Origin of the sequence: Domibacillus indicus (assembly GCF_023715895.1) — a bacterium.
GTDB classification, from domain to species: Bacteria; Bacillota; Bacilli; order Bacillales; family Domibacillaceae; genus Domibacillus; species Domibacillus indicus_A.
Window position 1 is genome coordinate 361,458 of record NZ_JAMBOO010000002.1, and the last position, 24,060, is coordinate 385,517.

Here is a 24,060-nt window from a genome sequence, read left to right on the forward strand (position 1 = left end):
ACTTATTGTGCCGTATAACCGCCGTCTAAAACAATCGCCTGGCCAGTCACACCTTTCGCCCGATCACTGCAAAGAAAAACAGCATAATCAGCTATTTCTCGAACCTCCAGCAGCCGCTTTTGCGGCACAAGCGGGTAAATAACTTCCTCAAGCACCCGCTCAAGCGGAACGCTGCGCGTTTTTGCTAAATCTTCAAATTGACCGCGCACAAGCGGAGTATCAACGTATCCAGGACAAAGTGCATTTACTGTAATTCCGTGCGGGGCGGCTTCTAAAGCGGCTACTTTCGTTAACCCAATCACTCCGTGCTTCGCACTGTTGTATCCGGCTTTGCCGGCAAAGCCAACCAGCCCGTTGATAGAAGACATATTAATAATGCGTCCGTTTCCTTGTTTTTTCATAATTGGCAGTGCGTGCTTGATGGCTGTAAAGGGAGCTGTCAGCATAATGCTTAAAAGCTGGTTAAACCGCTCTGTCGAAAAATGTTCAATGGGCGCCACATGCTGCATTCCGGCATTGTTAATTAAAATGTCGAGCGTACCGTACCGATTAGCCGCAAATTCAATGCTGCTTTTAACCTGTTCTTCATTCGTTACATCACATAAAACCGCGGACGCGTGGAATCCCCGCTCTTGAAATGCTTCTGCAGCCTGCACAGCTGCTTCCTCATTGATATCCGCAACAATGACGTTTGCTCCTTCTGCTGCAAAAACACCTGCCAGCTCGAGTCCGATACCGCTTCCAGCGCCTGTAATTAATGCCGTTCTGTTTTTTAACATCTTTTCTTCCCCCTTAAACAAGTCCTGTTGTACTGTAAATGAAAATAATCAAAAAGACAGCGATTGTTTTAATAATGGTGATCGCAAAGATGTCTCTGTACGACTGCCGATGGGTAAGACCCGTTACAGCTAAAAGTGTAATAACTGCTCCGTTGTGCGGCAGTGTATCCATGCCGCCGGAGGCCATTGAGATCACACGGTGCATCACTTCAGGATCAATATGATATTTTGTAATCGCTTCCATATATTTGTCTGACATGGCACTAAGCGCAATTCCCATACCGCCGGAGGCTGATCCTGTAATCCCGGCTAAAGTGGTTGTGGTAACAGCTCCGTTTACAAGCGGATTTGTAAACGTATCTGAAATCCCCTTGCTGACAACCGAAAAGCCCGGCAGCGAAGAAATGATACCGCCGAATCCATATTCAGCCCCTGTGTTCATTGCGGCAAGCAGCGCACCGCCAATAGCCGTGTTTACACCAGCTTGAAAATTGGTCTTAACCTGCTTCCAGTTGTATAAAAGAGCCGCAACAATTCCCGTTAGCAAAGCCATTTCTACAGACCAGATCGCCAGAACAGACGACAGCTCTACTTTCCCAAAAGAATCTAAGCCGATGGCTGCAAAATCAAATCCGTTCGGGTACCATACAGGCAATGTTTCAGTGAAAAATTTATTCATTACGGCTACTAAAATAAGTGGTACAAAAGCGAGTGCTTTGCGAAGGGCTGATGTTTCTTTTTCTACAGCTTTTGTTTCCTCTTCTTCTTCCAAAACGTCATTGTTTAACCCGTAGTAGCCTTCACCGGCTTTGGCGGCTTTCTTCCGGCGCATCTCCAAATACAACAGGCCTGCGCCAAGCACAAATACCGCTCCGATGATTCCTAGAACCGGCGCTGCGTAAATATCTGTTTTAAAAAAGGTTGTCGGGATGACATTTTGAATTTGCGGAGTTCCCGGCAGTGCATCCATCGTAAAGGTAAAAGCGCCAAGTGCAATCGTTCCTGGAATGAGCCGCTTCGGAATGTCAGCCTCCATAAACATTTTTTTTGCGAACGGGTAAACTGCAAAAACAACTACAAATAAGCTGACACCGCTGTACGTTAAAATGGCGCACATTAACACAATGGCTAAAACAGCCTGCCTGGCACCTACGAACTTAACGATTGTTTTGGCAATCGATTCTGCAATACCTGACATTTCCACTACTTTTCCAAAAATAGCACCGAGTAAAAAAACAGGAAAATATAATTTAATAAAACCGACCATTTTCTCCATAAAAATATTTGAGAAAAACGGCAAAACATGGGCTGGTTCTGTTAAAAGAACAGCCAGCAATGCACAAATCGGCGCAAATAAGATAACAGAAAAGCCGCGGTATGCGGTAAACATGAGCAGGCCAAGCGCCAGAAGTATCACAAGTAAATCCATTTTCGCTCCCCCTTTAGTAACCGTTTTCATTTTATTTTTGCAAGAGCTGTGCCAACCATAAAAGAGTCTTTTTTCGCTGTTTTCTTCCCTTGATTCCGTGATTCCGGAAAAAAACCGCGCCGATTTTTCCGGAATTACGGAATTTTCCGTTTCTCCGGAATTCTTCTTATTTTCATTCGCTGCCGAAGCCATAAGCATTCTTTCGAATAACATCTAAAGTTCTCATCGTCCACTATTCAGCATACAATGAACACGCAAAAAAGCGGAAAATGATCCCCATTTTCCGCGCGTTTTTATTTTCCGATAAACATTTGTGTCCAGTGGCCATCTACATAGCCAACACCGATGTGAGTGAATTCAGGGTTTAAAATGTTTTTCCGGTGGCCGTCACTGTTCATCCACGCTTCCATTACTTCTGCTGGCGTTTTTTGGCCTTTGGCAATGTTTTCGCCTGCTGTTTTATACGTAATACCGAATTGTTTCATCATATCAAATGGTGATCCGTATGTTGGTGACTGGTGAGAAAAGTAGCCTTTATCTTTCATATCCTGTGATTTCGCACGAGCGACTTTGCTAAGCTCAGTGTCTAACGTTAAAGCCTTTAATCCCGCTTTAGCGCGCTCCTGGTTTACAAGCTTTGCTACTTCCTGTTCAAAAGCATTTACTGATTGAGAAGCTGCCGGCTGTGCCGCCTGTTCCTGCTTTGGTGCTTCTTGCGAAGGCGCTGTCTGCTGAGGCTTTGCTTCAGCAGCAGGCGCTGTTGGCTGTGTTACTTCTTTAGATGGAGCAGCAGCTGCTGGCTGTGCCTGCCATTTTACTTGATAATATTTTTGGTAGGTTTTCACCTGAACAGTCTTTGTCGTATCACAAGTCAGGGAAGCTGCTTCTACCTGTCCTGCTGTGAAAAGTCCAATTGTCACAAGACCAGCGATTGCGGCAATGCGTACATTTATTTTCAAGGTCAAAATCCTCCTGCGTTTTTTTATGTGTTGCCCGGGCTGCGTGATTACTATAGCCCGAAACACGAAAAAACGGCAATAGATTTTGAGATGGAAAATGATAGCCTCATTTCATAATGATAGTTTCCTGCTTTGCCCACAGTGCTCAGTCCCTATCCAGTCAGCGCTGTGCTGTTTTCACTTGCAGGCAGAAACAGGCAGCGACATATAAGCGTAACTCTTTTACAAACCTGTTACAAAGAGGTATTTTCATCAATATGGAAAAAGTAGTAACGAATGCCGGCCGTGTGTGCCGGTGACGTTGTATAGCTCCAATGGCGGTGATAGCTGTCAGCCGTGTGCGCATTCACAAGCGGTACACCGTTTTGGCGGCTCACAACAAAAGCAGCATGATCCATACGGCCATCACCGTTAAAATCATAAATAATGACGTCTCCAGGAAGCAGGTCTGCTGCCGATGCTTTCCGCACAGCCTTTAATCCCTTCTTCGATCCTTCTAAATACCATCTGAGCGAATGGGTCACACTCCAGCTGAAACTCCACGTACCGCCTCCAACCCACCAGCCATTTTTGCGGTCCGCGTAGCCGCCTCTCATAGGGGCGCCTCCGGCCAGCAGGCATTGTGAAACATAATTGGTACAGTCTACAGCAAACGCCGGAAAAGCCGGATTGCGTTTGTTCCACCACTTTTCCGCATAACGGACTGCGGCTTCACGATCATACATCGCCATCTCCTCCTTTCCTACAGCGTATGCCGGAAGAGAATAGAAAAACCGACCTGAACGGATCAGGCCGGTTTTTTTATATTTATTGGGTAACTCACAACGTTCCGAGGATAAATCCTTTTCTTTATCCTTCGTTAAACCGCCGCGGTATATTAATTCCACATTATCGTTTTTGATGTCCCTAAACGACCTAAGCCCTTCCTGCTCTTAAGTCCTTGCAGCTCCGAAGCTGCTCCAGTGTGAATAAGTAAAGTCAACACTAGCAGAATGCCAGAATTTTATTTGAACGCTCTAAGTTACGATCTCAATTAGATATTAATCATAACACTCATCAAATAAAAAGTCAAGAAATTATTACCTTTTCCATCCAAGGCGCTCCGAAATGTCGCTTCCCGCTTTTATCATGCGCTCTCTTAATGCTTTTAAGCGCTCATCCGTCATGCGAAGAGTGGGGCCGGAAATCGATACAGCCGCTGCGATTGCTCCATGATGATCAAATACCGGCGCTGCAATACAGCGGATGCCCGGCTCGTTTTCTTCAAGATCGAGCGCATATCCTGCTTCTCTTACACGCGCGAGCTCCGCCAGATACGCTTCTTTCGTCGTAATGGTCTGGTCTGTATGGACCGGCAGCCCTCTTCGTTCCAATATGTCGTGTACTTCTGACTCAGGCAGATGGGCTAAAATCGCTTTTCCGACGGATGTGCAGTGAACCGGCGCACGCCTGCCGACTTTTGAATGCATGCGCAGTGCTTCGTGCCCGTCCAGCTTTTCAATATACACCACTTCTCCACGGTCATACACGACAAGGTGAACCACTTCATTTGTTTCCGCCTCCAACTGGCGTAAAACAGCCTGTGCTTCTGATCTGACATCGAGCGATTCAAGCAGCCTTGAGCTTACCTCTAGAAAAGCGTAGCCGATTCGATAGCGGCCTGTTTCCTTATGCTGCTCAATATAGCCGTATTGCTCAAGCGTCGCTAGTGTCCGAAATACCGAGCTTTTATTAATATCCATTTCATTCGCAATTTCTGTTACGCCAAGTCCTCTTGAGGAGGCGCTGACAAGCGCAATAATATCAAGCGCACGCGCGACTGATTTAACGACGTTTTCTCTTTCCAACCGAATCCCTTCCTTACTAACCAGGAAAAGCCGGCCGGGGCCCGCTTTCCTTTATGATGTAATACGATATTTTTCTTTTGCCTGGAGCCGTTTTTCGTGCAGGATCGGTTCTGTGTAGCCATTCGGCTGCTCATACCCTTTAAAGATCAAATCACAAGCAGCCGCAAAGGCGACCGATTCATAATAATTCGGCCCCATTGGCCGGTAGCCTGGATCCCCCGCATTTTGCTCATCAACCACTTTCGCCATCCGCTCCAGCGTGTCCATAACCTGCTTCTTTGTGCAAATTCCATGACGCAGCCAGTTGGCCATGTGCTGACTTGAAATCCGGAGAGTCGCCCGGTCTTCCATCAAGCCGGTATTATGAATATCCGGCACTTTGGAACAGCCAATCCCCTGTTCAACCCACCGGACAACATATCCTAAAATTCCCTGGGCATTGTTATCGAGCTCCTGCTGAATATCTTCTGCACGCCAATCCGCATTAAGCGCGATTGGAATTTGCAGCATCGCATCCTGAAAAGCGGAAGCTTGATCGGCGATTTTCTTCTGGCGGTCAAATACGTTCACTTCATGGTAATGAATGGCGTGCAAAACAGCTGCTGTCGGAGACGGGACCCAGGCTGTATTGGCGCCAGCCTGCACATGGCTGATTTTCTGCTCCATCATATCAGCCATCAAGTCCGGCATCGCCCACATTCCTTTACCGATTTGCGCCCGGTGTCCGAAGCCCGCTGCCAACCCGCTCGCTACGTTCGATTTTTCATAGCCCTCCAGCCAGGCTGTTTTTTTCATTTCGCTTTTTTGGATCATCGGACCCACTTCCATTGAAGTGTGCATCTCATCGCCAGTCCGGTCTAAAAAGCCCGTGTTAATAAAGACAATCCGATTTCGAACAGCTGCGATACAATTTTTTAAATTAAGAGACGTTCGGCGCTCTTCATCCATCACTCCGATTTTAAGTGTGTATCGCGGCATATTTAATAAATCCTCAATCCGGTTAAATAAATCGTCTGCAAAAGCCACTTCCTCGGATCCATGCATTTTCGGCTTCACAATATAAATGGAGCGCTTGCGTGAATTTATCCGTTTCGGCTGTCCGAGTGCTGACGGCTTGGCAATGGCGCTTGTGATCACACCATCCAAAATACCTTCAAAAATTTCATCACCATGCTCGTCCAATATGGCAATGTTGGTCATTAAATGGCCAACATTTCGAACAAACATAAGAGAGCGGCCGGGAAGTTCAAACGGCGCACCATCTGGCGATATATAAGACCGGTCTGCATTCAGTGTACGGTGGATTTGCCTGCCGTTTTTTGTAAAAGAAGCGGATAAGTCTCCCCGCATCAAGCCCAGCCAGTTTTCGTACACAAGGAGCTTGTCTTCGGCATCGACGGCCGCTACAGAGTCTTCACAGTCCATAATCGTCGTTATGGCTGCTTCCAGCAAAATATCTTTGACCCCCGCTGGATCCTTTGAGCCAATTGGGTGCTCCGGATCCACTTGTATTTCAATATGCAAGCCATGATGCACAAGCAAAATCCCTTCTTCACTCGTTCCTTTCAATTGCTCTGGGTTCTTCAGTGATGTCTCGCCATTTTGTAAAGAAACGATCAGACGGCCATTTTCTATACGATAGCCGGTTGATTCTGTATGTGAACCTGCTGCAAGCGGTGCTGCTGTATCTAAGAACCGGCGTGCAAAAGCAACGACTCTCTTGCCGCGGATCGGATTAAAGCCGGCTGACTTTTCCGCACCGTCCGTTTCCGGAATCGCATCTGTACCATATAACGCATCATACAGGCTCCCCCATCTTGCATTAGCTGCGTTAACGGCATATCGCGCATTATTTACCGGTACAACAAGCTGCGGACCGGCTTGAAGCGCAATTTCATCATCTATGTTTTCCGTTTGGATCGTGAAGTCTTCCCCTTCAGGCTCAAGATAACCGATTTCCTCCAAAAAGGTTTTATACGCTGCCGGCTCAAAAGAATGCTTTTGATGCCAATCGTTGATTTGAGCCTGCAAGTCATTTCTTCGCTCCAAAAGCTTCTTGTTTTTCGGTGTAACATCCGCCACAAGCCGGCTGAAACCCGTCCAGAATGCTTCCTGATCCACCCCTGCCCGAGGAAGCACACGGCTGTTTACAAATTCATAAAACCGATCATCTACTTGCAGCGACCCTGCTTTCACATAATTCCCCATGTACAACATCCCCTTTGTTTCTTATTACGCAACAGCGTTTCAAAAAAACCTTAAAAAAAGAGTAACATGGCTTCCAGAAAATTTCAACTTCTTTCTGAAAGCCTTTTCTCATTTTTTCCATAATTTTTGTAAAATCGGATAAAGCTTTACCATGGCCAAAATGACTACTGCCCAGACTATAATTTGTAAAATAAGATCATTCATCGCTATCTTCTCCTTTACATCCCAGTATATCAAAAATTAAGGGATATTTAACGGATCATCGCCGCCCGGTTCGAGATAAGGCCTGCTTAAAAACAAAAATAAACAGCAAAATGTATCAGAACGAGGCAAAGTGTGAGATAATAGACAGGATTGACCAATAATCCCGGGGGTGACGTTTAAAATGTCTTATTACAGCAAAAATCGTACGGAACCATTGCCAAACGTTGATATCGAGACATGGGAATGCCCGTCGGAGGGCTGCAAAGGCTGGATGAGAAAGAACTTTTCAGATGATGATTCACCAACGTGCCCATTTTGCGGGAGCGAGATGGAAAACGGAACCCGGCACACGAATTCGCTGCAAAACAATACGTTTCGTAAACCGGCAGAGGCCGAACAAAAAAAAGCGTGATCCCTCTTGGGAATCCGCTTTTTTCTTTTGCCTGCTTTTATTGATTTCCGGGTTTGTCAAAAGCATTTGTTTTTTTCGATGCTTTAATCCGATACCGTTTATCACTTTCTGTTTTTGGAAAAAATTCAATTTCTTCCTCTGTTACAGAGGGTTGCTCTTCCTTTTCTTCCATCATTCCCTCAAGAAGATGGCCTTCCGCCTCTACCATACGGGCATCATACTTATCCATCAATTGCTGCAGATCTTCCAGTGTTTCCGCCCGTCCATCACGCTGCATTTCTTTTAACAAGCGATTTGATTCTTCTTCTGTTAATTCCATATATCCAACTCGTATCCGTTCAGCTGCCATTGCTCAAGCCTCCTGTATGCTTCTTCATGGTATGCTCTATACCCTTACAGAGGAAGCACCCAAACATGGGACGGCTACAGGATTGCTTCTGCCAAAAACCAGCCGATCATAATAAGCTGGATCACCACTTTGGCCAGCGTTCCGCTTAAGAAAGCAATAAGCGTGGCGTACGCAACAAAAAAAGCCTGTTTTATATTTTTTAAAACAATGAGTTCAACCGCAAAAACCGCCACAAACGGCACAATCAAAATCCCAAAGGGCGGGATGATAAACGAACCCGCAATAAGAGCAATCACCGCTGTCCACTCGCCCCATTTGGAACCGCCGTATTTTTTTACAAAGTAGCTGTTTGCCAGAAAATCAGCTAAAAACATAAGCGCTGTTAAAACAAGCATGCCAATCCAAAAAAGAATGGATAATTCCTCGCGGCTAATGCCAACATAATAAAGACCAAATCCTACCCACAAAACGAGAACCGATGGAACAATTGGAAAAATGAAGCCGGCAAAGCTTGCGATAAACAGTAAAATAATAACTGCCCAAACAAAAATAGACACACATATCCCTCTCTTCTCTGTTATGATAGCATTGTACCATTATGCAAAGGAATAGGAAGTGATTCACATTGATTAACATTGAACTGCCTCAGGCTGACTACATTTTAACAAGAAAACGGAATCCGGAGGACACAAGTGAAGCGGCGATCGCACGCGAGTACGGATTTACCGATTATCATAAAATTCCGCGTGATAAACCAGGCGTTTTTCTTTTTTATGATGCACAGGACCGTCTTCTGTTCGTGGGTAAAGCCCGTAAACTCCGCATGCGTATCCGCAAACATTTTGAAGATAATGTATCCGACATTAAAAACCACCGTGATGACGTTCACAAAATTGTTGTTCTTGTGGTGGATAACCCGATGGAACGGGATATTTATGAAACCTATATTATTAATACGTTCGAAGCGAAATACAATACGGATAAAGCATTTTTCCGTTCTTAATCCTGCAGCCGGTTTTTTTTGAAGCCGGCTTTTCTTCTCTTTCTATGCTGCTCCTTTTTCGGAAATTTCCCCTTTCTGTCAAACAACCCGCTCCATCTGTAACGTTTTGATACGTTTTGTCGAATCTGTTTTAAATAATACGATCTTTTCGTATACTAGATGCTGTTCTCTTATAAAAAAAGTATGGAAAGTACTCACGGAGGTTTCAAAATGAATACGTTGGTAAATCGTGATGAGTTAATGAAAAAAATTAAAAAAGTCCGCCGGGACATGATTACATCCGGCACAACAAAAGGATTAAGCCATGCAGAGACTGTTCAGTACAGCCAAGAACTGGACGAGCTGATGAATCAATTTCAGCCCTATAGAAAGTTTTAAATATTTTTTCTCCTTATTGTTTTTCAGGCACAAAAAAACCAGCTCCCAAACGGGGCTGGTTTTTTTGTGCCGCTTTTGCCGTATTATCAAAAATAAGAAAGTTTTAAACCACCACTCCTCAAAGTGGGTGTTTGCAAAAACGTTCATGTCTGTCCTCCCTGCCGAACCGGCAGAGGCTTGTCAATCCCGCTTTAATGTTAAACTCCCTATTACAGCTTAAAGGTTAAAACTTAATTAAAAAAACACGTACAATGCAGCTGTATTCGTATCTTACTTCTTTTTCGCCTGAAATGCAAGCCGTTTTATTTTGCCACACGAAATATTCCTGCTACACTAAACAGACGAGAAATGAGTACCTTTACTTACCTTATATGAAAGAAGTGTTTATAGATGTCTATCTCTTATTCTGCTCTTGACCTTGCTCCTATTACAGCGGGAAGCACCGCTTCAGAATCTTTTCAGCGTTCTGCTGACCTCGCCCGTCATGCAGAAAAATGGGGTTATAACCGGTACTGGCTTGCTGAGCATCATAATATGCCCGGCATTGCAAGCTCTGCCACATCCGTGGTGATCGGCCATATTGCCGCCGCTACAAAAACAATCCGGGTTGGCTCCGGAGGCATTATGCTGCCTAATCATGCGCCGCTTGTCATCGCAGAACAATTTGGCACCCTTGAGTCCCTGTTTCCTGGACGCATCGACCTGGGGCTTGGCCGCGCTCCTGGAACGGACCAGGTGACGATGCGGGCACTGCGCCGCCAAAATATAAGCGACGGGCACGACTTTCCAGAGCAGCTGGCTGAGCTGCGCGGATACTTTAACGGTACAAATCACGTTCATGCCGTTCCGGGTGAAGGCTTGTCCATTCCGATCTGGCTGCTTGGCTCAAGCGGGTTCAGCGCTCGCCTCGCTGGTGATTTAGGCCTGCCATTTTCTTTTGCAAGCCACTTTTCTCCAGATAATACGCTGCCGGCGCTTGCCCTTTATCGGCGTCATTTTATTCCATCGGACGTTCTCGAAAAGCCGCATGCTATGCTTGGCGTAAACGTTATTGCCGCTGATACGGACCAAGAAGCAGAGCGGCTTGCTACATCCATGCAGCAGCAATTTTTAAACCTGATCCGCAACAAAGCGGTGCCTCTTCAGCCGCCAGTGGACAGCATGGACGGCATATGGACTGAATTTGAAAAAGCAGCACTGCAGCAGCAGCTCGGTTCCTCCATCATCGGCGGTCCGGAAACCATTAAGAAAAAATTAGCCGCGTTCATCGAAGAAACCGGCGCGGACGAACTAATGATTAACGCGCAAATTTACGACCATAAAGCAAGGCTGCGTTCCTTTGAACTCGCAGCAGACGTTTTGCGTTCGCTCGAATAAAAATCAAAAATCCCCCTTCACTATGGTGAAGGGGGTTGTTTTAGTATGGATCCGCCTCGTGGCCTTCTTGTTTTGCAGTATCCGCTGCTTTTTTCGCTGCCGCTGAACCGGTATCCCCAGCTGTTTGATCCATCTTCTGTTTTGCTTTTTCAAGCCCTTCCGCTACACGGCGGCCATACCCCTCGTCCGCTTTTGTAAAGTGGCCGATCATGGCTTTTTGAATATCCGGGTGCGATATGCTGAGCGCATCAACCAAATTGCTGATCAGCTCATCGCGTTCCCAGTCTTCAAAACTCCGGTATGTATCACCGGCCTGCCCGTAATCGTTTTTGCGGTCAATCGGCTGCTTTGTTAATTTTGCGTTGTAGGCAGGCTGATGGTCTGCACCGGCTCTTTCTGCTTCTTTTAAACCATCCAGCATAGACGGCTCGTAATTCACATGCGGATTCCGCCCATCGTCTACATAGTGGGCATGCTGGCCATCGCGCTGATTGGTCGCAACCCGCTTTTTCGGTTTATTGATCGGAATTTGCAGGTAGTTTGCTCCAACACGGTAGCGCTGGGTATCTGAGTAAGAGAACGTGCGTCCCTGGAGCATTTTATCATCAGAAAAATCCAGGCCGTCCACAAGCACTCCTGTCCCAAAAGCCGCCTGCTCAACTTCCGCAAAATAATTTTCCGGATTTTTATCCAGCACCATTTTCCCAACCGGGAGGAACGGGAATTGATCCTGAGGCCATAGCTTTGTATCATCAAGCGGATCAAAATCAAGCTCTGGGTGCTCATCATCACTCATGATTTGTACGCAAAGCTCCCATTCCGGGTAATCACCTTTTTCAATCGCTTCATAAAGATCCTGTGTGGCATGGCTCGTGTTCATTCCTTGAATTTCATTGGCTTCTTTTTGCGTTAAGTTCCGAATGCCCTGCTTTAACGGCTCCCAATGATATTTCACCAGCACCGCTTCACCCGCTTCGTTTACCCACTTATACGTGTTAACACCCGAGCCCTGCATTTGGCGATAGTTTGCCGGAATGCCCCATGGTGAAAACAAGAAGGTAATCATATGAGTCGCTTCCGGTGTCTTGGAAACAAAATCAAACATACGCTCCGGATTTTGAATGTTTGTCACCGGGTCTGGCTTAAACGCATGAATCATATCTGGGAATTTCAGTGGATCACGAATAAAGAAAATTTTCAGGTTGTTGCCGACAAGATCCCAGTTGCCATCTTCCGTATAAAATTTAACCGCAAATCCACGCGGGTCGCGGGCTGTTTCTGGAGATTCCTTCGCTCCGGCAACCGTTGAAAACCGAACAAATACCGGTGTCCGCTTGCCCGCTCCTTTAAATACCTTTGCCCGTGTATATTTAGCAACATCTTCGTCGCCGACTTTCCCATACGTTTCAAAATAGCCATGTGCACCGGCACCACGCGCATGCACAACCCGTTCCGGAATACGTTCACGGTCAAAGTGGGAAATTTTTTCGATAAAATGATAGTTTTCGAGCGTTGCCGGACCACGGTTTCCAACAGTTCGAATGTTTTGATTGTCTACAACTGGATGTCCCTGACGGTCTGTTAACGTTTCTTCCGTTTCACCTGTCCCCGTTTTTTTCTTGTCTTCGTGTTCCACATTTATTCCTCCCTGCCAAATTGAATCCACATTTCCATTATTTATATCCTTTTTCCCAAAAATTTAAACAAAAAAAAGCGCTCGAAAGGGAGCGCCAAAAACGAAAAAAACAACTTTATTACTCAGACAGATAAGAGCAGCAATAATCCACAATTGTATGTACTTTTAATTCAAATGTTTCATTGGCCGGCACGAAGAAAACACCCGCTCCGTCAATCGTTTCCCAGTCACCGCCTTGAAGCTTGTATTCGAGCTTCCCAGCTGAAATATCCATTTCTTCTTTTAACTCCGTTGAAAATGTATATTCCCCGGGCATCATAATACCGAGCGTTTTTTTGGCTCCATCCTGCAGGAAAATGGTTCTGCTCGTTACCTTCCCGTCGAAATAAATGTTTGCTTCCTTTGTAATATCTACGTTTTTTAGTTGAGTCATATTCTCCATCCTTTCACTTTCTCCCAATAATTTATCATAAAAGTCCGGCTCATTAAACAGAATTTTTCCACTACTTTTCACTTTTTCTTCTACATGTTAAAAATTCTATCTTTCCTTTCAAATCTTTTATTTGTATCTATTATTTTTTTGTGCTTTCTTCGTTTGTTAAAAAATCTTACATGTAAATGTTAGATTTGCCGACAAAAATAAAGGAATTTGCCATCATTTGTTGTATTCTTACATTAAATACTTTTAAGGAGAGTTCTGACAATGTTTAAACTATACAATAGTGATCCTTATTTCGACGAAATGATTGACCAAAACGGAAATCCGAGGGAACATTACCAGCGTTTTTATAACTCTCTTCTACAATTGAATCCTGAAGATTTAAAAGAAAAACAGGATACAGCGAATTTAAATTTTTTACGTCAGGGTATCACGTTTACCGTCTACGGAAACGAAGGCGGGACCGAGCGGACGCTGCCTTTCGATTTTATTCCTATTATTATCCCAGCTGACAAGTGGAAGCAAATCGAAAAAGGAATGGTGCAGCGTGTCAAAGCATTAAATTTGTTTTTAGATGACATTTACCATAATCAAAATATTTTGAATGATGGGATTATTCCGCGTGGCCTCATTGAACAAAACCCTTACTTTTACTACCGGCAGGCAGGCGGATTAGACATCCCGCTTCGAAACCATATTTTTTTGGCAGGCATTGATTTAATCAAAGATGAAAAGGGTGTTTACAGAGTACTCGAAGACAACTTGCGAAACCCTTCCGGCATGTCATATGTATATCAAAACCGGTATGTGATGCGCCAGGTTTGCCCGGAATTCTTTTCAAAGCATTCCCTTAACATGCTGGAAGAACAAATCGGCCACCTGCATGCTGCTTTAATGTCCCATCTTCCTAAAAATGCAAGAACAACCGCCGATCCACGAGCTGTTTTGTTAACACCGGGCATGTATAATTCCGCTTACTATGATCACGTTTTTTTAGCACAGCGGATGAATATTTCTCTTGTTGAAGGGCGGGATTTGATTGTTAAGGACAAAATCGTCTACATGAAAACAATCAGGGGACTAAAACGGGTTGATATTATTTACCGCCGTATTGATGATGATTTTCTTGATCCACAGGCATTTCGAAAAGATTCCCGTTTAGGCGTTCCCGGCCTGCTCGATGCGTACCGGGCAGGAAATGTTTCAATCGTAAACGGAATCGGCAACGGGGCTGCAGATGATAAAGCAATCTATGCGTATGTACCTGATATGATCAAATACTATTTAAACGAAGAACCGATTATCCCAAATGTGGAAACCTATATGCTGCGAAATCCTGAACAGCGCGAATGGGTGCTTAAGCATATTGACCAGCTTGTTGTTAAAAACGTAGGAGCTTCTGGAGGCTACGATATGTTGATTGGCCCGCACGCGTCTGAAGAAGAAATCGCTATTTTCAAAGAGAAAATTTTGGAAAACCCAAATCAATATATTGCGCAGCCGACCATCAAGCTGTCACGAGCACCGGTTTATCAGGATGGCCGCTTTTATCCTTGCCATGTAGACCTTCGCGTATTTGTGATGAAAGGGGAAAACATTAATGTTTTTCCAGGCGGTCTGTCACGTGTTGCATTAAAAGAAGGCTCACTCGTTGTGAACTCTTCACAAGGCGGAGGAGCAAAAGATACTTGGGTATTAAAGGAGGAACCACAGCATGTTAAGCAGAGTCGCTGATTCATTATATTGGATGTCTAGAAATGGTGAAAGAACAGAGCAAAATGCGCATATCCTCAGTATGCAGCTGATCAAAATGCTCGAATCATCCGAGCAGGAAACGACTGCACAAGATGACTGGGAAACTGTTCTTGATATTTGCTCGTCAAAAGAGGAATTTTCTTTTTTGTATAACAGTATACAATTAGACAACGTGGTAGATTATTTAACATTTTCAAAAGAAAATGTAAATTCGACTGTAAATACCGTGTCAATCGTGCGCGAAAATGCCCGCATTACCCGCAATCATATCCCGAATGAGCTGTGGGAGGTCTGGAATGAATTTTATTTGTCTCTTCCAAAGATACCACAGACAGTAAACTGCTCTCTTCCGGATATCCATTTCTTTTTAAATCAAATTAAAAAAACATCGTTTACTGCAACAGGTGTGATAGACGCTTCTATGGCACGTGATCTTCCTTATCATTTTATAAAGATCGGCAGATGGCTTGAACGGGCAGAGAAAACAGCGCGTATTTTGCACGTTTTTTACCAAAAATCAAAGCAGGCTGGCGAAACCACGACCGATGATGTTGCCTGGCGTTCTGCGTTGCAGTTTGTAAACGGGGCTGACACATACTTTAACCGTTTTTCTCCTATTATTAATCCGGATTGTGTGATTAGGTTTCTCATGACAGACGTCTCTTTCCCACGCTCGATCCGTTACTGCATAGACCATATTTGGGAAGCCATCAAAAAATTAGAAAATGAAAAAGTGTCTCATTATTCTTGGCGGATGTATGCGCTGCTTGATACGATGATGACAGAATTTCATGAAGATTACCTGAACAGCCTGGCAGAAGAAGAAATGGAATATTTTCTGCTTCAATCGTTAAACCGCTGCATAGAATTTGGCAAAACATTCTCTGAGACGTATTATTTAATGGAGCGTGAATCTATTATGTGAACGAATAAACCAAAGCACTTGGAGAGTGAAGGCTTTATGAAATATGAAATTACTCATACCAATATTTTCCAATACGAAAATGATGTGGACCAAAGCATGAACCATATTCGTTTAAAACCAAGTACGGACGAATGCCAGCACCTGCTTTCTTATCAGATTGATATTACTCCTCCTTCTATGACAAAAGAAAGTATAGATTTGTGGGGAAATACCGTGGAGAGCTTTCTTATCCCACAAAAACACCGCTCATTAGAAGTAAAAACGACTTCTGTTGTCAGCATTCAGCGGGCGCCGTTTATTGAACGAATTGAATACTCTTCTGAAATGAAGTCCATTTTTCATTCAAAACGGTTCAAGGAGCACTATCTTCCTTTTTTAAAGGGAAATACATATACCTTTCTTAGTCCGGAACAAGTAGAAGAAATGATGCAGTCTGTCGGTAATATCGAAAATCCTGTTCAATTTTCACTAGAATTAATGCGGTATTTGCATAAGACATTTACGTATGATACTGAAGCCACGAATGTTCAGACAACGGCCCAGGAAGCTTTCGCTTTGAAAAAAGGCGTCTGTCAGGATTATACGCATGTTATGCTCGGCATTCTTAGAAAAAAAGGGATCCCAGCCAGATATGTCAGCGGCTATTTATACACAGGAGACAATGCGGAGTTTATTGGCGACTCAGCTTCCCATGCCTGGGTAGAAGTGATGGTGCCTGGAATTGGCTGGATTGGGCTTGATCCAACCAATAATGTAGAAGCACTAGAAAACCATATTCGAATCGGCATTGGCCGGGACTATACAGATGTCAGCCCTCTTCAAGGGATTTACAGAGGCGGCAGCCAGACACTTGAGGTGAAAGTAAGTGTGAAAAAACTGGAGTCTCTTTAACACATAAAAAGGGGTTATTCCAAAAGTCCACTCCCTCGACTTTGGAATAACCCCTTTTTTATGATAAAAACATGTAAAGCCAGTTTATTCGCTGTGAATATCAAATGTAATATCCTGATTGCGATGGTCTATATAAGCAACACTGAAAAAGCGGTCTCCTGCTTTGTAGCCATCGGGTGTTTCAAATTTATAAAATGTTTTTTGACGGTCTTTTCGATCCGTTATATAACGGTCTGAAACCATTTCGTAAAACTTTGATGTTTCGCCGCACTTGATATGAAAGTGAGTGCCTTCGCCGAGCTTGAGTTCTTCTTCAAACAACTCGCCTTGTTTCCACTCACCTTGCCCGTTTCTATATACACATGTCATTTTATTTGTTTTCATTTTCAGCACTCCTTTCGTATTTGATTACTATATTCCCCGATTTCCTGCTCAAAAACATCTTATTTGTCATAAAACCTAACAGAATATTCCTCAAACCATTCGTGCATTTGAATAAAATAAGCAACAAGCTGCGGTCCAGTCATCAACTGGCCAAACCACGGATATTGAAAAGACGCCCCGCCGGTCTGTGCGAGTTTCTCAAGTCCTTCTTTTGAGAAAAAGTGCAAGAGCGGTGTATCCTTCTTTAAAATATCCTGCAGCATGCTTGACACGGTTGCTGTATACGCTGGATGATGCGTCTTTGGATACGGGCTTTTCTTTCGATACAGCACATCTCCCGGCAGAACACCATCCAGTGCTCTTCGAAGAATGCCTTTTTCACGCCCGTCTGCCATTTTCATCTCCCACGGTATGTTCCAGACGTATTCAACAAGCCGGTGATCCGCAAACGGTACACGCACTTCCAGTCCTGCCCCCATACTCATCCGGTCTTTTCGTTCCAGAAGTGCGGTCATAAATGATACCATATTCAAATAAAACAGCTCTCTGCGCCGGCGCTCCACATCTGATTCCCCATCAAGCTTCGGTGTCTCGTCCCGCAGTTTGCCGCTTTGCTCCCGTCCGTATTCTTTTAATGGAAGAACCTGCCGCCATTTATCGTTTAACAGCTGGGATTTCTCCTGCATGGAGGTAATCCACGGAAACCCTTCTTCCGATCCGTTCCGGTGAAACCACGGATACCCGCCGAACACTTCATCCGCACACTCTCCTGACAAGCCGACAGTAAAGTCCTGCTTGATTTCATGGCAGAACCAAAGCAGGGACGAATCCACATCGGCCATGCCCGGGAGGTCACGCGCACACATGGCTTCTTTTAATGCATGAGCCAATGTTTCCTGATCAATCACTTTTGTGTGATGAACGGAGCCAATGTGCTGCTGCATTTTTTCGATCCATGGCCGGTCTTCCCCCGGCTGAAAAACGTTTTGCTTGAAAAAGCGGCTGTTGTCTTCGTACTCAATCGAATACGTATGAAGCGGTGTGTCGAAAAACTGAGCTGCAAATGCACTGATTGCACTGGAATCTACCCCTCCAGACAGAAAGGTACACACCGGTACATCTGCCGTCAGCTGACGCATTACGGCATCCTGCAGCAGCTCCCGGACACGCAGGGCTGTCTCAGGAAGGGAATCAGCATGCGGGGCGCTCTGTACATTCCAGTATCTCCATACTTTCACCCCGGTCTTTTTTACAGTTAGCGCGTGCGCCGGCCGAAGCTCTTTTATCCCTTTAAACACTCCCTGCCCCGGTGTACGGCCCGGTCCGATCGCGATCAGTTCCATAAAGCCTAATCGGTCAAGTTCCGGTTTCACATCTGGATGGGCAAGCAGCGCCTTGATTTCTGAGCCGAAAATAAACGCGCCATTTTTTTCTGTATAAAATAACGGCTTCACACCGAGCCGGTCACGTGCCATAAATAACTCCCCACGTGTTTGGTCCCACACACCAAACGCAAAAATGCCATTTAGCCGCTCCAGGCACTTTTCACGCCACTCGATAAATGAATAAAGCAGCACTTCCGTGTCCGAATGTCCTTGAAATGAGTGGCCGCACTTTTTGAGCTCAGCCCGGATTTCTTCCGTATTGTACAGCTCACCATTGTATACAATGGTGTACGTTCCGCGCGTCATCGGCTGGATCCCGCCTGTCGGATCTACGACGACAAGCCGCGTATGACCGAATGCTACATGTTCCGCTGTCCAAATGTTAAAATCGTCCGGTCCCCGTTTTTCAAGTGTCTGCGCCATCTGGCGGACTGTTTCTTTTTTACTGGCAAGCTCTTGATTAAAATGTACAAAGCCTGTTATGCCACACATGCGCATCACCCTTTCCCGTAATACGATATGCGCGACCTGTCCGAAACATGACAACAAAAAAAACTCCGCCGATGCACTACGCATCAGCGGAATTTGTTCTTTTTTTGAGTTTTTGATGCAGATCATTAAGCCTGGTCATCAATTCTTTGTATTCGTCCACGTTAATTTGACAAAGTTCGATTTCCTCTGCCACACGCTTCGTAATAGCCCTCTGCTGCTGGTGCGCTTTTTCCTCTAAATAGATAAATACTTTTCGTTCATCTTCTTTGGAGCGCTCTTTACGCACCCATCCATTTTCCTGCATACGTGAAATCATCGGTGTCAGTGTTCCAGTACCAAGGTCGAGCTTTGCACCAAGCTCTTTCATCGTTACTTCATCTTTTTCCCATAAAGCCAAAAGCACCAAATACTGCGGATACGTAAGTCCAAACGGCTGCAATACGCTTGTATACAGCTTGTTAAACTCGCCAGCTGTTTCATAAACAGCAAAACAAAGCTGGCTGTTCAGTGAGCGGAAATCATTCATGATAGGATTTTTTTTACATCCTCTTCTATTTTTTCAGGGCTTGTCTGTGGTGCATACCGCTCGACAACCTGCCCGTTTCGGTCGACGAGAAATTTTGTAAAATTCCATTTGATTTTTTTGGACAGCATCCCTTTTTTCTCGGTTGTTAAGTGAACAAACAGCGGGTGTGCACCCTCACCATTTACATCAACCTTGGCAAAGATGGGAAACGTAACACCATAGTTTACCCGGCAAAACTCGGTCGTTTGATTGATATCGCCATATTCCTGGTTGTTAAACTGATCACATGGAAACCCGAGAACAACAAAACCTTCGTCTTTGTACTTTTCATATAAAGACTGCAGGCCGCCAAACTGCGGCGTAAATCCGCATTTGCTTGCTGTATTGACAATCAACAGCGGTTTGCCCTCGTACTCTTTTAGCGGCATTTCATTGCCGTTCGGTTTTTTAACGCTAAAATCGTAAACAGTTGTCACAGAACTCCCTCCTCCTTATTGCTTTACAGACAATTCAACATCAACGTTACCGCTGATCGCTTTTGAATATGGGCAGAAGTGGTGCGCTTTGTTCACATATTCCTCTGCTGTTGCTTGGTCTACTCCTTCAATGGACACTTCAAGCTTAACACCAAGCTTAACACCTTTATCGGCTTTGTCCGGGTAAAGAGCAACGGTTGCTATAACCTGGCTGCTTTGGAATTCAACGCCTCCCTGTTCAAGCATCAATTCAAGTGCACTGTTAAAGCATGCACTGTAGCCCGCTGCAAATAACTGCTCTGGATTTGTGGCTGTTGTCGCATTGCCGCCAAGTGCCTGTGGTTTTTCAACGTCTAAATTAAAAATGTTGTCCGGTGAATGAACTTCTCCGTCGCGTCCGCCTGTGTTAATAATTGTTGTTTCAAAAATAGGTTTCATTCGAAAAACTCCTTTAACCGTTTTTAAATCTTCTACGATTAAATCGTACACGATTTAAATAAAAAACACAACTAAAAAAGCTGTTTTATTTAAAACAGCTTCTCAATATGCAGCGGGGAGATTTTATTCATTCCTTTTTTCTTATTGAAAAACCCTTCCGGCAAGGATGTGAGGCCGTACGCACGACAAATAGACCGAAAATCGCCGGATACACCACTTCCGGTCAAAACGATTCTCCAGCCTTTTTCTGCCCGTCGAACATCACCAATCACGACGCCGGCTGCGTCCGAAAAGTCTTCTCCTAATTCATACCGGACAATTTCTTCTTTTATTTCATCATTGATCATCCGGACAAATGCAGCGTTCACATCGCGGAATGTCCGCCCGCCCGATTCGTGAAGGGCAATGGCAAGAACAATTTTATCCACTGTATCAGGAAGCATCGACAGCTGTACGTAAAGCTCTTCATCATCACCGCTGCCTGCTCCTGTTTGATTATCGCTCGATAAAAGAAGCGCTCCGTCGAAAGCAGTGAGCTGATTGTAAAAAACAATATGTTCACTTGAGCGCACACGGTTCTCCCTATCTACAAGCAGCGCCATCATATCCAGGTCAAAAAGCGAAGCGCTTCCATCCCATCCTAACGCAATTTTCATAGATCCTTTCAGCCGGTTCGGTTTCATGCAAATCCCCCTTTTGTTTCATCCTAACAGGTGCGGGCTTTCTTTCCAAGCAAAAGCCCGCTCGTTTTTACCGTACTTCCTGCTGAAGCTGAAACAGCATTTGATCCGCAATAGCATGGTAGCCAAACTCGTTCGGATGAATCCCATCATCTGACACATTCTGTGGTGTTTCACTGTTGATCACTTCGGTGGTATCGACGACAACCGCATAATCGTGCTTGGCTGCCAGCTCGTAAAATTGAAGGTTCCATCTTGGCAGGAGCCGGTCTGCCATTGAATACAATTCAAATTCTTTATCAAGCGGATTGTACAATTCTAACAGCAAAACCGTGGCTTCCGGATTTAACGTATGCACCCGCTCCATGATGTCGGTTAGATTGGTATTAAATGTTTTTTGAAGCGAATCCACGGATTGAACAGCCTCATAAAACCCTTTTTGGAAGCCAAGCTGCAAAATATCATTGCCGCCGATATTAATCGTCACAATATCCGCTTTCTTGATCTGGTCATCAAACTCTCCGCCCTGCACGAGACGGTTTAATTCAGTGCTTGTAATTTCATTAATGCCTTCGTTTTGGAATTCAACCTCTTTTTGGATGGATGACTCAAGGCTCTCCGAAAAAGACTTCACGAGATTTTCTTTCGGCGGTGCACCAAAACCGGTAATAATAGAATCTCCAATTGCCAGGTGGCGAAGTACCTGCTTGTCACTTTCGCGGAAATAATCGATATATGTCTCTTTCTGCTCACTTGCAAGCGTCTGCGGTCCTTCTTTTAATTGTTTTATCTGATATTGCGGGTAATACATCCAAATCGCGAAACCTGCCACACACACTGCTACAACACTTAAAATGGTGGCGATGACTTTCATGCCTCTTTCCTTGTTCCTCCTTTTATTCGGAAATACTGTTCATTGTTGCCGTATTAATTGTTCATTATACGTACGATTTCGCTGTTTTCACAACTAATCTGTTTGGGGAAAAAGGGCTCTAAAACACCGTCCCCAAAAGCCGTTTTCTCCCATCTTCTTTTATCCATACCCACTTTTTTTAGAAACAAGACTCTGTCCAAAAGAAAAAGAAACTCTGCCCCGAGGACAGAGTTCCAGTGTGTAGATAAAGTCTTTCGCTTTAAAAAAAGAGCCGATAAGTGAAGCCTGCCCGACTTCACTGAGTGGCATTAAAGATTAATAAGCAAGGACCAAATAGAGATTTTCTCTTTTTTTAACAGAAAACTATGACCTTGTTAGCCCCATACAATCTTATCACAAGTCACTTGGCGGCGGGAGGGCAGCGCAGACTCCTATGGGACTAGCGGGCAGCTGAGACCAGTGGAGCCGCTAGGCGAAATCGGGCTCAGCGCCTGCCCCATGGAAAGCGGAGCTGCCTGGACGCCGTCGGTCCATCCCATTCATATGCACGATCATCCATATAATTTGTCGACAGTCTAAAACTCTGCCCTGAGGACAGAGTTCTTTCTTTTATTCAAATGAATTGTAAATATCATAGTCTTCCTTTTTTTCTTCCAGCCAGGTTGTATATTCACTCGACATTTTTTCCTGCTTGAGCGTTTCTTTAATTTCCTCTTTGCTGTCTTCCAAGTTAGCAGCTTTCGCTTCTTTCTTTCCTGTTACTTTAATAATATGATAGCCGTAATCGGTTTTAACCGGTTCGCTGATTTCACCAATCTCCATCGCAAAAGCTGCTTTCTCGAATTCCCCGGTCATTTCCCCTGTACCGAAGTAGCCCAGCTCACCGCCATTTTCCGCACTTGTTGTATCGGTAGAATATTCTTTTGCCAGCGCTGCAAAGTCTTCTCCGTCTGCAAGCTTCGCTGCAACTTCTTTTGCTGTCGCTTCGTCATCTACTAAAATGTGGCTGGCTTCTACCTGTTCAGATGTGGCAAACGTATCTTTGTTTTCATTAAAATAAGTCTCGATTTCTTCATCTGTGATTTCGATGCGCGGCTCAAGCAATTTCACCGTCTCAAGATATACTTTAATTTCTTCTTTCATATCTGCTTCGGTCATACCGCTTGATTCAAGCGCTGACTTGTACGCTTCTTCTCCTCCGTACGACTCAATGGTTGCGTCCAGTTCTTCTTGAATCTCCTTATCCGTCACCTGCACCTTTTCCTTAGCGGCTTCTTTTTCCACAATCTTGTCCGCAATTAACGATTCCGCTGCGTCTGCTCCGTACATTTTTACGAGTGAATCATACAAATCATCTTTCGTAATTTTGGTTCCGCCTACCTCCGCAATCGTTTCTGCACTGCTGCCGGCTGTGGCAAAAAAGAATCCAGCCGCCGCTATTGCTGCGATAATCGCAGCCCATACATACGTTTTTCCTTTTTTTAAAGCGTTCATTTTTTCTCTCCCTGCTATTTATTTTCCGAGTTCAGTATAAAAAACAAAAGTGAAAAAACGGTGAAAGTCAAATGAATGTTCCGCCGTTTTTAACAAAATCCATTTCCTGTTTGATCACTTCCATTTTTTGATCGAGCTCGGTCATCGTGTCCGCTGCACTTTTCAGTTCTCTTTGCAGGCGGGGCGGAATGACACCGTCAAATTTATAAAACAGCTTATGCTCCAGTCCTGCCCAGAAATCCATCGCAGCCGTACGGATTTGCACTTCAACCATCGTTTTTTCGGTTGAAGCCGCCATAAAAACAGGAATTTCAATGATCGCATGCAAACTTTGATAGCCGTTTGGTTTCGGCTGTTTGATGTAATCTTTTACATGTGCAAGTTGAATATCCCGCTGTTGCTTGAGCATTTGCAGCACTTGGTAGATGTCGGCTGCAAACGAACATGTAATGCGAATGCCGGCAATATCGTGCACATGGCGCCGTGCATTTTCCGGGGTTAACGCGTAACCTTTTCGGTTTAACTTTTGAATAATGCCATGCTGATTTTTCAATCGCGATTTAATATGTTCAATCGGATTGTATTGGTGGATATGCTGAAACTCTTCATTTAAAATATTCAGCTTCGTATTTACTTTATCCAGCGCAAATTTGTGAATCAGCATCAGTTTTTTCCATTCATCCATTTCCTGCTCCATCTACCGCACTTCCTTTGTAACAT

26 protein-coding genes and 1 other RNA gene are annotated in these 24,060 nt (G+C 44.6%); 7 read left to right on the forward strand and 20 right to left on the reverse strand.

Going from position 1 to position 24,060, the window contains the following annotated elements:
- Positions 1-2 precede the first annotated feature (2 nt).
- The 6 genes from M3221_RS05070 to M3221_RS05095 all read right to left on the reverse strand — a co-directional run bounded on the left by M3221_RS05070 (position 3) and on the right by M3221_RS05095 (position 7,222).
- Complete coding sequence (locus M3221_RS05070; RefSeq protein WP_251270436.1) at positions 3-779, reverse strand: 3-hydroxybutyrate dehydrogenase; 777 nt, start codon at positions 777-779, stop codon at positions 3-5.
- Positions 780-792: 13 nt separating this feature from the next.
- Positions 793-2,208, reverse strand: coding sequence for a GntP family permease (locus M3221_RS05075; RefSeq protein ID WP_251270437.1), 1,416 nt, complete (start codon positions 2,206-2,208; stop codon positions 793-795).
- A 293-nt stretch (positions 2,209-2,501) separates the two neighbouring features.
- Positions 2,502-3,167 carry a CAP domain-containing protein gene (locus M3221_RS05080; RefSeq protein WP_251270438.1) on the reverse strand — a complete coding sequence of 222 codons (666 nt, stop codon included), beginning with the start codon at positions 3,165-3,167 and terminating at the stop codon, positions 2,502-2,504.
- 233 nt (positions 3,168-3,400) lie between these two features.
- Positions 3,401-3,892 (reverse strand): amidase domain-containing protein, encoded by a 492-nt coding sequence (locus tag M3221_RS05085; protein ID WP_251270439.1) that lies wholly within the window; start codon positions 3,890-3,892, stop codon positions 3,401-3,403.
- Positions 3,893-4,246: 354 nt separating this feature from the next.
- Positions 4,247-5,014, reverse strand: coding sequence for an IclR family transcriptional regulator (locus M3221_RS05090; RefSeq protein WP_251270440.1), 768 nt, complete (start codon positions 5,012-5,014; stop codon positions 4,247-4,249).
- Positions 5,015-5,065: 51 nt separating this feature from the next.
- Positions 5,066-7,222 carry a malate synthase G gene (locus M3221_RS05095; protein WP_251270441.1) on the reverse strand — a complete coding sequence of 719 codons (2,157 nt, stop codon included), beginning with the start codon at positions 7,220-7,222 and terminating at the stop codon, positions 5,066-5,068.
- Positions 7,223-7,607: 385 nt separating this feature from the next.
- Between M3221_RS05095 and M3221_RS05100 the strand changes: the two genes are divergently transcribed.
- On the forward strand, positions 7,608-7,838 hold the full coding sequence (locus M3221_RS05100) for a cold-shock protein (protein ID WP_242232256.1): 231 nt from the start codon (positions 7,608-7,610) through the stop codon (positions 7,836-7,838).
- Positions 7,839-7,875: 37 nt separating this feature from the next.
- Here M3221_RS05100 and M3221_RS05105 read toward each other — a convergent pair whose 3' ends face one another.
- Together M3221_RS05105 and M3221_RS05110 are read right to left on the reverse strand one after the other, a co-directional pair.
- Entirely contained in the window at positions 7,876-8,187 is a 312-nt protein-coding gene (locus M3221_RS05105; RefSeq protein WP_251270442.1) for a hypothetical protein, read from the reverse strand.
- Positions 8,188-8,261: 74 nt separating this feature from the next.
- Positions 8,262-8,744, reverse strand: coding sequence for a DUF456 domain-containing protein (locus tag M3221_RS05110; RefSeq protein ID WP_251270443.1), 483 nt, complete (start codon positions 8,742-8,744; stop codon positions 8,262-8,264).
- A gap of 68 nt (positions 8,745-8,812) precedes the next feature.
- Between M3221_RS05110 and M3221_RS05115 the strand changes: the two genes are divergently transcribed.
- Together M3221_RS05115 and M3221_RS05120 are read left to right on the forward strand one after the other, a co-directional pair.
- Positions 8,813-9,190 carry a nucleotide excision repair endonuclease gene (locus M3221_RS05115; RefSeq protein WP_251270444.1) on the forward strand — a complete coding sequence of 126 codons (378 nt, stop codon included), beginning with the start codon at positions 8,813-8,815 and terminating at the stop codon, positions 9,188-9,190.
- Between the two features lie 210 nt (positions 9,191-9,400).
- Positions 9,401-9,568, forward strand: coding sequence for an aspartyl-phosphate phosphatase Spo0E family protein (locus M3221_RS05120; protein ID WP_251270445.1), 168 nt, complete (start codon positions 9,401-9,403; stop codon positions 9,566-9,568).
- 62 nt (positions 9,569-9,630) lie between these two features.
- Here the strand turns inward: M3221_RS05120 and ssrS are convergent.
- Positions 9,631-9,831, reverse strand: a non-coding RNA gene (ssrS, locus tag M3221_RS05125) — 6S RNA.
- 127 nt (positions 9,832-9,958) lie between these two features.
- Between ssrS and M3221_RS05130 the strand changes: the two genes are divergently transcribed.
- Positions 9,959-10,945 carry an LLM class flavin-dependent oxidoreductase gene (locus M3221_RS05130; protein WP_251270446.1) on the forward strand — a complete coding sequence of 329 codons (987 nt, stop codon included), beginning with the start codon at positions 9,959-9,961 and terminating at the stop codon, positions 10,943-10,945.
- 40 nt (positions 10,946-10,985) lie between these two features.
- Here M3221_RS05130 and M3221_RS05135 read toward each other — a convergent pair whose 3' ends face one another.
- Both M3221_RS05135 and ppnP read right to left on the reverse strand, forming a co-directional pair.
- Entirely contained in the window at positions 10,986-12,581 is a 1,596-nt protein-coding gene (locus M3221_RS05135; protein WP_396120244.1) for a catalase, read from the reverse strand.
- A 118-nt stretch (positions 12,582-12,699) separates the two neighbouring features.
- The gene (gene ppnP / locus M3221_RS05140; protein ID WP_251270447.1) at positions 12,700-13,014 is read right to left on the reverse strand and encodes a pyrimidine/purine nucleoside phosphorylase; all 315 of its coding nucleotides are present in this window, start codon (positions 13,012-13,014) and stop codon (positions 12,700-12,702) included.
- 270 nt (positions 13,015-13,284) lie between these two features.
- Here ppnP and M3221_RS05145 point away from each other — a divergent pair, with 270 nt between their 5' ends.
- From M3221_RS05145 to M3221_RS05155, 3 genes are read left to right on the forward strand one after another with little or no spacing between them, the layout of a single operon-like run.
- The gene (locus M3221_RS05145; RefSeq protein ID WP_251270448.1) at positions 13,285-14,754 is read left to right on the forward strand and encodes a circularly permuted type 2 ATP-grasp protein; all 1,470 of its coding nucleotides are present in this window, start codon (positions 13,285-13,287) and stop codon (positions 14,752-14,754) included.
- Positions 14,735-15,700 carry an alpha-E domain-containing protein gene (locus M3221_RS05150; RefSeq protein ID WP_251270449.1) on the forward strand — a complete coding sequence of 322 codons (966 nt, stop codon included), beginning with the start codon at positions 14,735-14,737 and terminating at the stop codon, positions 15,698-15,700. Before M3221_RS05145 ends, M3221_RS05150 begins: the two co-directional genes overlap by 20 nt.
- 36 nt (positions 15,701-15,736) lie before the next feature.
- On the forward strand, positions 15,737-16,591 hold the full coding sequence (locus tag M3221_RS05155; protein WP_251270450.1) for a transglutaminase family protein: 855 nt from the start codon (positions 15,737-15,739) through the stop codon (positions 16,589-16,591).
- A gap of 84 nt (positions 16,592-16,675) precedes the next feature.
- On the opposite strand, the gene M3221_RS05160 is transcribed toward M3221_RS05155, so the two are convergent.
- The 9 genes from M3221_RS05160 to M3221_RS05200 all read right to left on the reverse strand — a co-directional run bounded on the left by M3221_RS05160 (position 16,676) and on the right by M3221_RS05200 (position 24,037).
- A complete protein-coding gene (locus M3221_RS05160) occupies positions 16,676-16,975 on the reverse strand; it encodes a hypothetical protein (RefSeq protein WP_251270451.1) in 300 nt (99 codons plus the stop codon).
- 59 nt (positions 16,976-17,034) lie between these two features.
- Complete coding sequence (gene asnB, locus M3221_RS05165; RefSeq protein WP_251270452.1) at positions 17,035-18,852, reverse strand: asparagine synthase (glutamine-hydrolyzing); 1,818 nt, start codon at positions 18,850-18,852, stop codon at positions 17,035-17,037.
- Between the two features lie 76 nt (positions 18,853-18,928).
- Positions 18,929-19,378, reverse strand: coding sequence for a MarR family winged helix-turn-helix transcriptional regulator (locus M3221_RS05170; RefSeq protein WP_251270453.1), 450 nt, complete (start codon positions 19,376-19,378; stop codon positions 18,929-18,931).
- Positions 19,375-19,854, reverse strand: a complete 480-nt coding sequence (locus M3221_RS05175) for a glutathione peroxidase (RefSeq protein WP_311316123.1) — start codon at positions 19,852-19,854, stop codon at positions 19,375-19,377. Before M3221_RS05175 ends, M3221_RS05170 begins: the two co-directional genes overlap by 4 nt.
- Before the next feature lie 15 nt (positions 19,855-19,869).
- Positions 19,870-20,292, reverse strand: coding sequence for an organic hydroperoxide resistance protein (locus M3221_RS05180; RefSeq protein ID WP_251270454.1), 423 nt, complete (start codon positions 20,290-20,292; stop codon positions 19,870-19,872).
- An 89-nt stretch (positions 20,293-20,381) separates the two neighbouring features.
- Positions 20,382-20,975 carry a TerD family protein gene (locus tag M3221_RS05185; protein WP_251270455.1) on the reverse strand — a complete coding sequence of 198 codons (594 nt, stop codon included), beginning with the start codon at positions 20,973-20,975 and terminating at the stop codon, positions 20,382-20,384.
- Between the two features lie 67 nt (positions 20,976-21,042).
- Entirely contained in the window at positions 21,043-21,846 is an 804-nt protein-coding gene (locus M3221_RS05190; protein WP_251270456.1) for a GDSL-type esterase/lipase family protein, read from the reverse strand.
- A gap of 609 nt (positions 21,847-22,455) precedes the next feature.
- Positions 22,456-23,340 (reverse strand): foldase protein PrsA, encoded by an 885-nt coding sequence (locus tag M3221_RS05195; RefSeq protein WP_251270457.1) that lies wholly within the window; start codon positions 23,338-23,340, stop codon positions 22,456-22,458.
- Positions 23,341-23,407: 67 nt separating this feature from the next.
- The gene (locus M3221_RS05200) at positions 23,408-24,037 is read right to left on the reverse strand and encodes a GTP pyrophosphokinase (RefSeq protein WP_251270458.1); all 630 of its coding nucleotides are present in this window, start codon (positions 24,035-24,037) and stop codon (positions 23,408-23,410) included.
- Positions 24,038-24,060 lie beyond the last annotated feature (23 nt).